This is a genomic window from Agreia sp. (assembly GCF_964263775.1).
In the GTDB taxonomy this organism is placed as follows: domain Bacteria; phylum Actinomycetota; class Actinomycetes; order Actinomycetales; family Microbacteriaceae; genus Agreia.
Genome location: NZ_CAXVWM010000018.1, coordinates 1 through 12,363 on the forward strand (window position 1 = coordinate 1; position 12,363 = coordinate 12,363).

Annotated in this window: 17 protein-coding genes; 5 read left to right on the forward strand and 12 right to left on the reverse strand. The window is 66.8% G+C overall.

Annotated features, from left to right (window positions below):
* The 12 genes from ACE5CZ_RS01950 to ACE5CZ_RS02005 all read right to left on the reverse strand — a co-directional run.
* On the reverse strand, nt 1-860 hold an 860-nt coding region (locus tag ACE5CZ_RS01950), incomplete at its 3' end, for a 2Fe-2S iron-sulfur cluster-binding protein (RefSeq protein ID WP_374945677.1).
* Entirely contained in the window at nt 857-1,678 is an 822-nt protein-coding gene (locus tag ACE5CZ_RS01955) for an FAD binding domain-containing protein (protein ID WP_374945678.1), read from the reverse strand. The genes ACE5CZ_RS01955 and ACE5CZ_RS01950, both read right to left, overlap by 4 nt.
* Nucleotides 1,679-1,762: 84 nt before the next feature.
* Nucleotides 1,763-2,257, reverse strand: a complete 495-nt coding sequence (locus ACE5CZ_RS01960; protein ID WP_374945679.1) for a molybdenum cofactor biosynthesis protein MoaE — start codon at nt 2,255-2,257, stop codon at nt 1,763-1,765.
* Entirely contained in the window at nt 2,247-2,750 is a 504-nt protein-coding gene (locus ACE5CZ_RS01965) for a molybdenum cofactor biosynthesis protein B (RefSeq protein ID WP_374945680.1), read from the reverse strand. Before ACE5CZ_RS01965 ends, ACE5CZ_RS01960 begins: the two co-directional genes overlap by 11 nt.
* Complete coding sequence (moaC, locus tag ACE5CZ_RS01970) at nt 2,747-3,244, reverse strand: cyclic pyranopterin monophosphate synthase MoaC (protein ID WP_374945681.1); 498 nt, start codon at nt 3,242-3,244, stop codon at nt 2,747-2,749. Before moaC ends, ACE5CZ_RS01965 begins: the two co-directional genes overlap by 4 nt.
* Nucleotides 3,237-4,559 (reverse strand): gephyrin-like molybdotransferase Glp, encoded by a 1,323-nt coding sequence (gene glp / locus ACE5CZ_RS01975; protein WP_374945682.1) that lies wholly within the window; start codon nt 4,557-4,559, stop codon nt 3,237-3,239. The genes moaC and glp overlap by 8 nt, the downstream gene beginning before the upstream one ends.
* 161 nt (nt 4,560-4,720) lie before the next feature.
* The gene (locus ACE5CZ_RS01980) at nt 4,721-5,224 is read right to left on the reverse strand and encodes a putative toxin-antitoxin system toxin component, PIN family (protein WP_374945683.1); all 504 of its coding nucleotides are present in this window, start codon (nt 5,222-5,224) and stop codon (nt 4,721-4,723) included.
* Nucleotides 5,211-5,468, reverse strand: coding sequence for a hypothetical protein (locus ACE5CZ_RS01985; RefSeq protein WP_374945684.1), 258 nt, complete (start codon nt 5,466-5,468; stop codon nt 5,211-5,213). The genes ACE5CZ_RS01980 and ACE5CZ_RS01985 overlap by 14 nt, the downstream gene beginning before the upstream one ends.
* 209 nt (nt 5,469-5,677) lie before the next feature.
* Entirely contained in the window at nt 5,678-5,950 is a 273-nt protein-coding gene (locus tag ACE5CZ_RS01990; protein WP_374945693.1) for an integrase core domain-containing protein, read from the reverse strand.
* Nucleotides 5,951-5,977: 27 nt separating this feature from the next.
* Nucleotides 5,978-6,385: a DDE-type integrase/transposase/recombinase gene (locus tag ACE5CZ_RS01995; protein WP_374945685.1), complete on the reverse strand. Its 408-nt coding sequence runs from the start codon at nt 6,383-6,385 to the stop codon at nt 5,978-5,980.
* A 75-nt stretch (nt 6,386-6,460) separates the two neighbouring features.
* Complete coding sequence (locus tag ACE5CZ_RS02000; RefSeq protein ID WP_374945686.1) at nt 6,461-7,726, reverse strand: HipA domain-containing protein; 1,266 nt, start codon at nt 7,724-7,726, stop codon at nt 6,461-6,463.
* On the reverse strand, nt 7,723-8,013 hold the full coding sequence (locus tag ACE5CZ_RS02005) for a hypothetical protein (RefSeq protein ID WP_374945687.1): 291 nt from the start codon (nt 8,011-8,013) through the stop codon (nt 7,723-7,725). The genes ACE5CZ_RS02000 and ACE5CZ_RS02005 overlap by 4 nt, the downstream gene beginning before the upstream one ends.
* Before the next feature lie 773 nt (nt 8,014-8,786).
* Here ACE5CZ_RS02005 and ACE5CZ_RS02010 point away from each other — a divergent pair.
* The 5 genes from ACE5CZ_RS02010 to moaA all read left to right on the forward strand — a co-directional run.
* Nucleotides 8,787-9,191 carry a molybdopterin-binding protein gene (locus tag ACE5CZ_RS02010; RefSeq protein WP_374945688.1) on the forward strand — a complete coding sequence of 135 codons (405 nt, stop codon included), beginning with the start codon at nt 8,787-8,789 and terminating at the stop codon, nt 9,189-9,191.
* Nucleotides 9,188-10,003, forward strand: coding sequence for a molybdate ABC transporter substrate-binding protein (gene modA / locus ACE5CZ_RS02015; RefSeq protein ID WP_374945689.1), 816 nt, complete (start codon nt 9,188-9,190; stop codon nt 10,001-10,003). The genes ACE5CZ_RS02010 and modA overlap by 4 nt, the downstream gene beginning before the upstream one ends.
* Complete coding sequence (locus ACE5CZ_RS02020; RefSeq protein ID WP_374945690.1) at nt 10,003-10,806, forward strand: ABC transporter permease; 804 nt, start codon at nt 10,003-10,005, stop codon at nt 10,804-10,806. The genes modA and ACE5CZ_RS02020 overlap by 1 nt, the downstream gene beginning before the upstream one ends.
* Nucleotides 10,803-11,528, forward strand: coding sequence for a sulfate/molybdate ABC transporter ATP-binding protein (locus ACE5CZ_RS02025; RefSeq protein ID WP_374945691.1), 726 nt, complete (start codon nt 10,803-10,805; stop codon nt 11,526-11,528). Before ACE5CZ_RS02020 ends, ACE5CZ_RS02025 begins: the two co-directional genes overlap by 4 nt.
* 18 nt (nt 11,529-11,546) lie before the next feature.
* A partial coding sequence (gene moaA / locus ACE5CZ_RS02030) for a GTP 3',8-cyclase MoaA (RefSeq protein WP_374945692.1) occupies nt 11,547-12,363 on the forward strand: 817 nt, incomplete at its 3' end.

Below are 12,363 nucleotides of genomic sequence, written 5' to 3' on the forward strand. Positions count from 1 at the left end.
ACGACCGCCGCGACACGCTGCCCCCGGTAGCGCACCACGTCATCGAGCACGAGGGTGTCGTCGGGGTCGTCGAGCCGCGACTCGTGCCGCGCCGTCGAGAACAGCGTCGCGGGGGAGTGCGCGTGGGTCAGCACCGCGTGAACGCCGGGCAGGGCGGATGCGCGGCTCGTGTCGATCGCCGTGATGCGGGCGTGCGCGTGCGGCGATGTGAGAACGACGAGGTGCAGCAGCCCTGCAACAGCGACGTCGAGCGTGAACGGCTCCTGCCCGGCTACCACGCGCTCGGCCGCCGGCGCCGTGACCGAGGTTCCGATGACCGGGCCGACCGCTGGTTCGGTGATCGTGGATGCGCGCGGCCCGGTCTTGATCACGGGCGTCGTGCGCGACTCCGGCACCAGAGAGCCCGACTCGAGCTCGACCCCGCACGAGTCGGTGCGCACCTGGTCGATGGCCTCGTGAATCGCGCGGTAGCCGGTGCATCGGCAGAGGTTGCCCTTCAAGAGGCGGGGGAGCTCGGTCAGGTCGTGCTCATCGAAGGTCGATGCCGTCACGACCATGCCGGCTGTGCAGAACCCGCACTGAAAAGCGGCCTGGTCGACGAATCTCTGCTGCAGGGGCGAGAGATCATTCGGCAGGCCGAGACCCGCGGCCGTCGTCACGTCTGTGCCGTCGGCACGGAACGCCGGAAAGATGCACGAGTGCACGGGGGTGCCGTCGACCAGCACCGAGCATGCGCCGCAGTCGCCCGTGTCGCACCCTTTCTTGACCTCGAAATGCTGCTGGTCGCGGATGAAGGTGCGGAGGCTCTGCCCGGCCCGAGGCTCGGCGTCGAACACCTCGCCGTTGATCGAGAACATCATGGGGCTTCTCCGTCGGCGAGCTCGAGCCGGATCTCCTCGGCCAGCACGAGGCTCACCGCGAGTCGCCAATCGGCCGCGCCGTGCGCATCCGTGAACCAGCTGTCGATGAGCTCGATCGCCGCGCGCAGCTCGGATGCGCCGGGCAGGCCTGCGAAGCGCAGCTGTTCGGGCCGCACGGTCGCGGCCGACACCGTGAGCACGAAACTGCCGTCGACCTCATCTCGCCGCCCGATGACGACAGCCGCACTGCGGCCGAGGGCAGAGAGTGCGATTTTGCGGTACGCGGTCGCGGAGCCCAGCGAACGAGCGGGAACGTGCACCGAGCGCAGCACGTCGCCCGGCTCGAGAGAGGTGGTCGCGTTGCCGGTGACGAGGGCGCTGACGGCGACCCGCTGATCGGTTCCGTCGGCCTTCCAGATGAGCGCCTCGGCATCGAGTGCGCTGAAGAGAGAGGTCATCGGGCCGGCGGGCAGGGCGGTGCAGATGTTGCCGCCGACAGTCGCGACGTTCCACACCTTGAATGAACCGAACAGGGCCGTGCAGCACTGCGAGAAGAGAGGATGCGCGCGCCATCCCCGGTCGTCGGGCAGCGCCGCGAGCTCGGCCAACGTTGCGGTCGCGGCCACGTCGAAACCCTCCTCTGTCACCTCGAACGGCGCCCAGTCGAGGGTGCGCAGGTCGACGAGCGTGTGGATGCCGGGGTTCGGCTCGGCGAACAGCACGCTTCCGCCGGCGAGCGGCACGGCCCCGCCGCCGAGGCCGCCGAGGTCGGCGCGTGTTCGCGCTGAAACGACCCGGGTCACGGTGTTGAGATCCATCAAAGACTCCTCGTACCGAAGCAATGCGGCGGTGCTGTCATTTCAGTACACCCCACCCATGTGTCGGGCGTGTAAACCGCGCCGTCAGCCGAGTGCGGCGACCCACTCGGTGCTGCCGTCGGTGAACCCCTGTTCTTTCCAGATCGGAACCCGGGACTTGATCTCGTTGACCAGTGCGGCGCAGGCGGCGAAAGCCGTGCCCCGGTGCGCCGAGGCCACGGCGCACACGAGAGCCACATCGGTGATCGCGAGGTCGCCGACGCGGTGTGCGGCGGCGATCCGCGTTCCGGGGTAGGCCTGCGCGGTCTCGGCGACGACCTGTCGCAACACGGCGTCGGCCGTCGGATGCGCGGAGTAGCGCAGCCAGGTCACGCCCCTGCCCTCGTCGTGGTCGCGAACGACACCCGCGAACGTCACGACGGCGCCCGCGTGCTCGTTCTCGACATTCGCGACGCACGCGTCGACGGAGATGGGCTTGTCGGTCACGTGGGCGAACGCGACGACGGCGGGCGCGGACTCGCCGAAATCGACGGTCGAGGCCGGTGTCGAACCGACGGTCGGAGGCATCTCAGCGCTCATGATCTCCTCCGTGAAGCTGATCGATCACGTGGTCGAGAACCTCGTCGAGCACGGCCAGACCGTCTTTGACTCCTCCTGTAGAACCGGGGAGATTGACGACGAAGGTCTGACCCCGCGCGATGCCCGCGTAACCGCGCGACAGCGATGCCAGCGACGTCGATTGTGCACCCCGTCGACGGATGGCCTCCATCACCCCCGGCAGTTCCCGTTCAAGAAGCGGAAGCGTCGCCTCCGGGGTTCGGTCTGTGGGATTGACGCCCGTGCCGCCCGTCGTCACGACGAGATCGGCGCCCGTCGCGACGGCATCCTGAAGCGCGGTTGCGACCTCGTCGCCATCCGCAACCACCTGCACGACGGGGTCGGCCCAGCCGCGGTGACGCACCCACTCGGCGATGACGGGCCCGGTGCGGTCGTCGTAGACGCCCGTCGCGGCCCGCGTCGAGGCGACGATGACGTGGGCTCGGCGACCATGCGCGGCACCTGCGCCGGTCATGCGACGCTCCAGTCGCCCGATTTGCCGCCCGACTTCGCCGTGACGTGGATGTCGGTGATCACCACGTGCTTGTCGACGGCCTTGATCATGTCGTACAACGTGAGCGCGGCGACGGATGCGGCGGTCAGGGCCTCCATCTCGACTCCGGTCACACCTCGGGTCTTGACGGTCGCCGTGATCACGATGCGGTCGTCGCCAGGGGCGAAGTCGATCGTGGCGCCGGACAGCGGCAGCGGATGGCACAGCGGAATGAGAGACGACGTCTGCTTGGCCGCCATGATGCCGGCGACCCGTGCCACGGCGAGGGCCTCGCCCTTGGGCAGCTCTCCCGCGAGCAGCAGCTCGAGCACATCGGGTCTGGTGACGACGGTGGCCACCGCGCTCGCACGTCTCGAGGTCTCGGCCTTGTCTGTGACGTCGACCATGAGCACGGCCCCGTCGGCGCGCACGTGGGTGAGGGCGCCATTCGATTCGGGCAGGGATGCGTCAGTCATCTATCCTCCAGACGTCGACCGGCTCTTTGGCGTCGGCGTGGCCGAGCCCGACCGGCAGGTGAACAAGTGCGGTCGAAGCCGCGTAGGAATGCAGCAGGTGCGAACTCGGGCCGCCGACCAGACGCACGCGCCCATCGGCGTCGATGGATGCGCGGCGCACCTGATGCTTGCCGTCGGGCGAATCGACTGCCTCGGCCAGGGGGAGGCGCAGCACCTCGCGCTCAGGGCGAGCGAAGCCGGCGAGGCGGCGCAGAATGGGTCGCACGAACACCTCGAATGATATGAGGGCGCTCACCGGGTTGCCGGGGAAGGTCACGACGGGGATGCGTTCGGCGGGCTGCCCGCGCGTTCGACCCGGGGAGACGAGGCCGAGCCCCTGTGGGCCGCCGGGCTGCATGGCCACGTGCGCGAACTCGACGCCGAGCGGGCCGAGCGCGTCGCGCACGACCTCGCGTGCACCGGCGCTGACCCCGCCCACGGTGATCACCAGGTCGGCCGTCGGGGCACCCTTCTCGACGATGTGCAGCAGGTCGGTCGCGTCATCGGAGCGGCACGGCCAGGCGACGACCGTGCAGCCGCACTCGATGAGTGCCTGGCTCAGCACGGCGCTGTTGGAGTCGTAGATCTGCCCCGGTTCGAGCGCGGTGCCGGGTTCACGGATCTCGTGCCCCGTGGCGATGAGCAGCACCCGAATGCGGCGCAGCACGTCGATGCTGGTGAGTCCGGTGGCCGCGAGCACGCCGAGCTGAGCCGGGCCCAGAACGGAGCCGGCGGGCAGCAGCAGCCCACCCGCGCCGATGTCGCTGCCCCGCCGCCGAACGTACTCGTCGCTGGCGGGGGTGGAGGCGAACTCGACGGTGAACACGCCGTCAGCGCCGTCAGCGTCACCGGCGCTGGCATCGTCGGCTGAACGGAAGCGATCGGGGATCGCCCGCTCGATGGGAACAACGGCATCGGCGCCCGAAGGCAGCGGGGCGCCCGTCATGATGGGCGCGGCGGTGCCCGGCTTCAGCTCTGAGATCGAGTCTCCGGCGTTGATCTGGCTGTCGACGAGAAGCCGGGCTGGAGCATCCGCTGACGCGCCAAACAACTCGACGGAACGCACGGCGTACCCGTCCATCTGCGAGTTGTCGAACGGCGGCAGGTCGGTGGGCGAGCGCACGTCGTGCGCCAGGGTGCGGTGGCGATAGGTGTCGGGCGCGCCGGCGATGCGTGCGGCCGAGATGGCAATCGTCTCGACGGCGCGGTCGTCGGCCAGCGGAGCGAGCAGCGCGGCGACGGCGGCGCGGTGCTCGTCGAGCGATCGGGAGGACATGTCTCTATTGTCGTGCACGCCGGCCCCGACGTTCCGTGAGTCGGCCTCGGTTCCTGAGCCTCTCGAAGGGGCCTCATGCCGTTTCGCCCCCAGTCCAGGGCACGTGGGCGTTGCAGATCCGCTGACGCTCGTGCATGTGGGTGTCCGGTGTTTCGGCCGGTCTATCGACGCCGGCTGCGACGGGCCTTGATCATGCGGTCGACGGAGACGTGAGGCCGGACGATCGGCATGCGGCTGTGCCAGGGGCTCAGATCAGTGAGGTCGGTGTCGTCGCTAACGATGAGAGTGGCATCACACGCGAGGGAGAGATCCACGATCAGATTGTCCTCGTAGTCCTCGACGTCGAAACACTTCCGCGGGGGATCGATCACCTCGCCGCCCGAGGCATCGACGAGCTCGAGCACGGTCTCGAGGTATTCCTCGATCAGTTGCTCGCTGAGCTTGAGCTCGCCGAGAACGCGGGTCAGGTTGCGGATGATGTGCGGCGAAATGAACAGCCGGAAGTCGTCGCCGTCGAAGGCGAGCGAGAGGCAGTCGGCCGCGGAGTTGCCCGTGCCCGGCGGTACCTCGACGACCCTGGGGAACTCGGAGCCTGCACCCACGAGCGCGTTGACGTAGATGTGGATGTCGAAGACGACCGCCGGGCGAGCGTCAGGCTGCGGCACTGGAGCGCAGAGTCTTCTTCACGAGAGCGGTGACCTCTTCGCGCGACACCACGCGGCCGGCGAGCTCCTCGCGGGCCTGGTCCTGGAGGCCGCGCATCTTCTCGGCCCACATGTCGTGAGTCATCCGCTTCATCGCAGCCCGGAGGAACTCAGAGCGGTTGCCATGCCCGAAGTGATCGACGAGAGTCTGCAACTTGGCCTGATCCTCGTCCGCGATCGCGAACCCGACAGTCTTGGCGCTCATGGCTACCACCTCTCATCCGTGCGTGTGCAACGCATGTGCAACTCTACGCCGACGGGTTGATATTCCCAATCGAAGCACGCCGCTAACTACCGCGCCTGCTCTTCAGAACCCGAGGTGCACTTGCGGGTCTAGATCAGGGGAACCGCCACATGGTGGATCTAACAATGCCCAGAACCACTATGCCAAGCACGGACAGAATCGCCCCGGGTTTAGTGGAGAGCGAGTTCTCCCAGCGCCGGTTGGCTCTGGGGGTTGATCTTACGGTAGTACTCGTTCTCCTTCTCAACGGGTGTGAGGTATCCGATTGATGAGTGCAGCCGGTTCTCGTTGAACCAATACACCCAGGAGAGAGTGGCGAGTTCGAGCTCATCGGCGGTGCGGAATGGGCCGTCGACTTTCACGCACGTGGTCTTGTAAAGCCCGACGACCGTCTCCGCGAGGGCGTTGTCGTAGGAGTCGTCGACGGTCCCGATGGACGCGATCGCGCCGACGTTAGAGAGTCGTTCGGATTAGCGCAGCGCGGTGTATTGCGACCCGACGTCCGAATGTTGAATGACTCCGGTGACGTCCTGGCCCGCGCGGTCGCGGACCCAGAGCGCCATCTCGAGCGCGTCCAGCGGCAGGTCGGTGGGCATCCGGTCCATCGTTATCCAGCCTACAATCCGTCGCGAGAAGACGTCGGTGACGAACGCGGTGAACGCCATCCCCGACCACGTCGGGACATAGGTGAAATCGACCACCCAAAGCTCATTCGGCCGGTCCGCGTGAAAGTCTCGCTTCACGTGGTCCGGTGGTCGGTTCGCACTGTTGTGGGGCCTCGTGGTGACGACTTGCTTGCCACGACGGATACCGCGCAGCCCCTGCTCGCCGTCAGGTTCGGCCGCATCGTCGTCCAGCCCGAACCGGTCGATCTTCACGTTCCGTAGCTCGGGCATACGTCGGTTGCGAGATTCCAGAGATTCGCGCGGTGCACGTCGTACTGGAGCCTGGTCCTACTTCGGCGGCGTCGACGGCTGCACGTGCATTTCCACCTGCTTGGTCTCGTTCAGGCCCACGAATCGATCCGTGTTCCGAAGCAGCTGCTCGCGGAGCATGGTCTGCTGTTCGGGCTCAAGCTCGACCCATGCGGTGTTGACGTTGGCTGCGATTCCCTCGGCTACGTTGCCGACAATCGCCATCACTTCATCCGAGTCCAGGCCAGCACGCGAGGCGAGCTTCCTCCAGTGGTGCGCCTGGATTGCCTGCGGCCGCGTCGCTCCACCAATACGCATGGCCAAGTCCTGGTTGTACGGGTACAGCCCGACAGGCACGACGTCGTACATAGGTGACAGTTCGACGGCGGGCGTCGAGGCAGTACCGGGTCGCAGGATCACCGAGTAGTTCTTCGCGTGGGCATCGGCGTTTCCGAGCATCGTGTTGAAAGCCAGCTGGCTGATGAACTGGTGAGCGAGACGGGAGTCTTGATCCTCAGGGGCGAGGAGAGCGAGAGCCTGCACCGCGGTCAGAGAATACTTGTCGTTGGGAGACATGAAGCTGGCCTGGGCGAGATCCTCGACATGCAGCCGGGATGCGAAGGGATCCCCGGGAAGCCTGTCGAAGCGCTGGACCATATACGCGGACTGGTCTTCGACTTCGAACACTTCAGCCGCCGGCGCGCTGAGACCGATGCGCATCGCCAGTCTCATCGCCGCAGTCTCGGCCTGTTCGAGCAGCAGCATCTCGGGTCGAGCGGGCTTCACGATGTGTGTAGACGGCACCGCAGCGTTCGGCCAAAACCACTCGCCGTCGACCCGGGCCAAGGCGAACTTGCCCTGGGTCCCTCCGAGGGAGAACCGTGCGAACGTATCAGAGGGTGCCCAGGCATCGGGATCATTCTTGATCTCCGCGATCCGATTCGCGATGACATCATCAGGGGCCGGGAATAGATGGCCAAGACCTGTGGCCGGCTCGGTTCCTGCGGGAACCAAGACCAGCCCGCCCGCGACATCCACGCCGCTCTTCGCCAGCAAATCGAACGTGCCTACGCCAGCTGCCGCGTAGACGCGGGCCATGCGAGTTCGCGTGGCTTCGTGGTCTGGAAGGAGGTTCTCGAGAAAATGCTTGGCGGCGTTCTTCGTGTGCGGCCTGTTTCTGGGCAGCGACAGCGAGATCTGAGTGCTCGGAGCACCTGGGTCGTACTCGAAAAGCACGTGACGATCGTCGGTCTCTGTGAAGCGACCGACGAAACTCCCCTCGAGCCATGCATCCAGGGCCCTCACTTCTCCATCTCCCAGTTAGGAAGGGCACTCGCGCGAACCCCCAGCGCCCGCAGGACACGCACCGTTCCACCGATCGAACGCGGATCGCGGCCCTGCTCGATGAGCGCGACGACATCTTTAGATGTCTTCGCACGCGCGGCGAGTTCGTCACGGCTCAGACCTTGGATGGTCCGCTCGGACGACACCACCTCTGCGAGGCGATCGCGATGGCGCAGGTACCTGGTCGGCTGGGAGCGAAGAAGCTGCTGGAGATTCCCCTTGTCGCCGTAGAACGCGTTGAGGATCACAGCCGTCTTGGCAGAAATCTCCTGAGGCGCCTGTCCGCCCCACCAATCCACGAGGAGTGCAGCAGGATCCTCGCTCGAGCGAAGTGTTCGGATGCGACTCGCAGTTCGTGCACGTGCCTGGCCGGTGAGGCCAGCGAGAGTGTTCGCCTTCAGCGCCCCGGCGAGGGCATCCTGTGATTTGCTCGAAAGCGGGCGACGGGACCGTGGAGCGAGAACCGGAGACTGGATTTCCCAGCTGCGAGCAGTGACGCCCTTCTTGTTGACCCTGTGTGTAGCCGGGAGCTTCCCCTGCTCGATCTGAGCACGCACGCGGCGGGGCGAAACTCCAGCCTGGGCTGCGTACTCTGATACTTTCATGACACAAGTATACCGTTCCGATTGAGTGTGGGGACAGGGGCTCATTCCGGCGTAGCGTGATCGCGCCGAGGCACGGGTGGATGGCCCTCGCCGCCATCCTCGTTTCAGGAATGGCAGTCGCGGGCCCGATCCTGGTCGTAGGTACGGTCGTCGGGGCGTGGGCATAGTGCCCCCAACGTGAGATGAGGCCAGACTGACGATGACATCGGGCGTCGATTGAACGTTTGCGTGATCATTCAACCGAAAGGGAATGCTCTTACTCTCGACACGACAAGACAACTGAGATCCAGCACGTCGCCCCGACCTGCCCCGCAAGTACGAACCCATGCCATAGTCCTGCGGGTTGGCGAGCGCAAACATGTCTGAACGCGCTTATTGTCACTAGAGAGCGCATTCGCGGAGGTAGAGTCTTCGTCGTGACGCAAATACGGATAAAGGATGCCGCGCTATTTCTCGGCGTCAGCGACGACACTGTTCGACGCTGGATCGATAACGGAACACTCGAGGCGACCCTCGATGAGGCAGGCCGCAAGGTGGTCGACGGTGTCGACCTGGCCCAGCTCGCCAAGGAGCATGCTGCGAATCCCGTCGACCCGTCAGGTATGAACAGCTCGGCGCGCAATCGTTTCGTCGGACTGGTCACCCGGGTGACGAGTGACGTCGTGATGAGCCAGGTCGAGCTGCAGTGCGGACCCCATCGAGTCGTGTCGCTCATGAGCACCGAGGCCGTTCGCGACCTCGACCTGAAACCCGGATCCGTCGCCGTCGCCGTGATCAAGTCCACCAACGTGATCGTCGAAGCATCCAGGAGCATTTCGTGAAGAAGCCGCACCTCGTGAAGAAGTCAGTCCTCGCATCCGTCGCCCTGGTGGGCGCCGTCGGCCTGCTGGCCGGCTGCGCATCCACTGCCGCCTCGACGACAGCGGCGACAGAGACGCCGAGCAACACTCCGGTCGTCGAGCAGACGCTGACCGTGTTCGCCGCCGCGTCGTTGACAGACACGTTCACCGAACTGGCGAGCGAATTCGAAGAATCGCATCCGGGCGTCACAGTGTCGCTGAACTTCGCCGGATCGGCCGACCTGGTCAGCCAGGTCACCGAGGGTGCGCCTGCCGACGTCGTGGCGTTCGCCGACGAGAAGAACATGGCCAAGCTCATAGACGCGAGCCTGATCGAGGGCACCCCAGAACTCTTCGCCAGCAACACCCTGGAGATCGCAGTTCCACCCGGAAATCCCGCGGGCATCCGTTCGTTCCAAGACCTCGCGAAGCCCGAGGCCAGGGTCGTCATCTGCGCCGCCCAGGTTCCGTGCGGCTCTGCCACCGTGAAGATCGAGGAGGCCACGGGCATCACGCTCACCCCGGTCAGCGAAGAGTCGGCCGTCACAGACGTGCTCGGCAAGGTCTCGTCGGGCGAAGCGGATGCCGGGCTCGTGTACGTGACCGACGTCGAGGCGGCGGGTGACACGGTCGAGGGCGTCACGTTTTCGGAATCCTCCGGAGCCGTCAACAAGTACCCCATCGGCGTCGTCGCCGCCTCGACCGTGCCCGAGCTCGCGGCCGAGTTCTCGAAGCTCGTGACCGGGTCAGGCGGCCAGAAGATTCTCGCAGCCGCAGGCTTCGCGAAGCCCTAGTGAGCACTCCGGCGCGGCAGCGGTCGACCCTGGGCGGCATTCCCGCGTGGGTCGCCGTCGTCGCCGCCATCGGTGCGTTGCTCATCGTCGTGCCGATCGTGAGCCTGGCCACCCGGGTCGACTGGCCGAACTTCGGCTCGCTCGTCACGAGCGAATCGTCGCTGGCGGCGCTCGCGCTGAGCCTGCGCACATCGGTCGCCAGCACCGTGCTCTGCATTCTGCTCGGCGTGCCTCTCGCGCTGGTGCTGGCGCGAACGACGTTTCCGGGCAAGCGCGTACTTCGTGCGCTGGTCCTCCTGCCCCTGGTGCTGCCGCCCGTCGTCGGTGGAATCGCGCTGCTCGCCGCCTTCGGGCGGCGAGGACTTCTCGGCGCGTCGCTCGATGCGCTCGGAGTGAGCATCGCCTTCTCGACGGTGGCGGTGGTGCTCGCCCAAACCTTCGTGGCCCTGCCGTTTCTGGTGCTGAGCCTCGAGGCGGCCCTCCGTGCGGCCGGGTCGCGGTACGAGGCCGTCGCATCCACCCTGGGCGCGTCACCCAGCACGGTGTTTCGTCGGGTGACCCTGCCGCTCGTGCTTCCCGGCCTGGTCACGGGCGCGGTTCTGGCTTTCGCGAGAGCGCTCGGCGAGTTCGGCGCGACCCTCACGTTCGCCGGCAGCCTCGAGGGGGTCACGCGAACCCTGCCGCTCGAGATCTACCTGCAGCGCGAGACCGATCCCGATGCCGCCGTGGCTCTCGCGCTGGTGCTCGTCGTCGTCGCCGTGATCGTGATGGTTGTCACCTACGGCCGGCGGGAGATCAGATGAGCCTCGACGTTCGCGCCGTCGTCGAACCGCACCGACTCGACGTGCAGTTCTCTCTGCGCGAAGGCGAGACTCTCGCCGTTCTCGGACCGAACGGAGCCGGAAAATCGACCCTTCTCGAGGTGCTGTCTGGCCTCGAGCGACCCGACTCGGGTCACGTGCGCCTCGACGACACGACCCTGGTGTCTGCGGGCCCCGGCGAACGCGACGTCTGGGTCGCGCCGCACGCCCGCGGGGTCGCGCTGCTCGCACAGGAGGCTCTCCTCTTTCCACACCTCAACGTGCGAGACAACGTGGCGTTCGGCCCCCGCAGTGCGGGCGTCGACCGGGCCGGCGCCCGAATCATCGCCGAGCGATGGCTTCAGCGCGTGGATGCCACGGGGTTGGCAGACACGCGCCCGTCGCGTCTCTCGGGTGGCCAGGCCCAACGCGTCGCGGTGGCTCGAGCACTGGCGACCGAACCGCGACTGCTGCTGCTCGACGAACCGTTCGGCTCGTTGGACGCGGGTGTCGCCCCCGCCATGCGCCGCCTGCTGGCCGAGGTGCTCGCAGAGCGGACGGTCGTGATCGTCACCCACGACCCTCTCGATGCGCTCGCCCTCGCCGATCGCGTGATCGTGCTCGACGAGGGCCGCATCGTCGAGGAGGGTTCCACTCGCGAGGTGCTGCTGAACCCGCGCACGGATTTCACCAGACTGCTGACCTTCGGGCTGGGCACCGCCTGATCAACGTAGGCTGGTGCCATGAGCATCACGCTCGGCATGCCGACGATCCCGTTGCGCCTGGGCCAGCCCCAGGCATCCGATCGGCCTGCCGCGCCCGGGCTTCTCGACCGCTTCGGCCGCACGGCCACCGATCTGCGCATCTCGCTGACCGACAAGTGCAATCTGCGCTGCACCTATTGCATGCCGGCCGAGGGCCTCCCGTTCCTGGCCGGGCCGAAACTGCTCACCCGCGAGGAGATCGCCCGGCTCGCCCGCATCGCCGTCGAAGAGCTGGGCGTGAGGCAGATCCGCTTTACGGGAGGCGAGCCGCTGCTGCGCAAAGACCTCGTCGAGATCATCGAAGACTGCGCGGCCCTCGAGCCCCGCCCCGAGATCTCGCTGACCACCAATGCGATCGGACTGAAGAGCCGGGCCGCCGCGCTCGCCGCGGCCGGACTCGACCGGGTCAACGTGTCGCTCGACTCGATCTGCGCCGAGACCTTCGCCACCATCACCCGGCGCCCCTTCCTCAACCGCGTGCTCGAGGGCATCGACGAGCTGCGCACCGTGGGCCTCGAGCGCACGAAGATCAACGCGGTGCTGATGCCCGGCATCAACGACGACCAAGGCGTCGAACTGCTCGAATGGGCGCTCGCCGGCGGTCATCAGCTGCGCTTCATCGAGCAGATGCCCCTGGATGCCGACCACGCGTGGACGCGCGACGGCATGATCACCGCCGCCCAGATCCGCGAACAGCTCGAGGTGCGCTACGTGCTGACGCCCGATGAGGCTCCGCGCAATGGAGCGCCTGCAGAGCTGTATCAGGTGCGCGAGAAGTCGGATGCGTCGGGCCGGT

Bases quoted from the DNA above. Each gene is read 5' to 3' on its own strand.
- moaC (WP_374945681.1), bottom strand. From the start codon at position 3,244: ATGACTGACGCATCCCTGCCCGAATCGAATGGCGCCCTCACCCACGTG.
- glp (WP_374945682.1), bottom strand. From the start codon at position 4,559: ATGTCCTCCCGATCGCTCGACGAGCACCGCGCCGCCGTCGCCGCGCTG.
- ACE5CZ_RS01965 (WP_374945680.1), bottom strand. From the start codon at position 2,750: ATGACCGGCGCAGGTGCCGCGCATGGTCGCCGAGCCCACGTCATCGTC.
- ACE5CZ_RS01955 (WP_374945678.1), bottom strand. From the start codon at position 1,678: ATGGATCTCAACACCGTGACCCGGGTCGTTTCAGCGCGAACACGCGCC.
- ACE5CZ_RS01960 (WP_374945679.1), bottom strand. From the start codon at position 2,257: ATGAGCGCTGAGATGCCTCCGACCGTCGGTTCGACACCGGCCTCGACC.
- ACE5CZ_RS01985 (WP_374945684.1), bottom strand. From the start codon at position 5,468: ATGAGCGCCAAGACTGTCGGGTTCGCGATCGCGGACGAGGATCAGGCC.
- ACE5CZ_RS02025 (WP_374945691.1), top strand. From the start codon at position 10,803: ATGAGCCTCGACGTTCGCGCCGTCGTCGAACCGCACCGACTCGACGTG.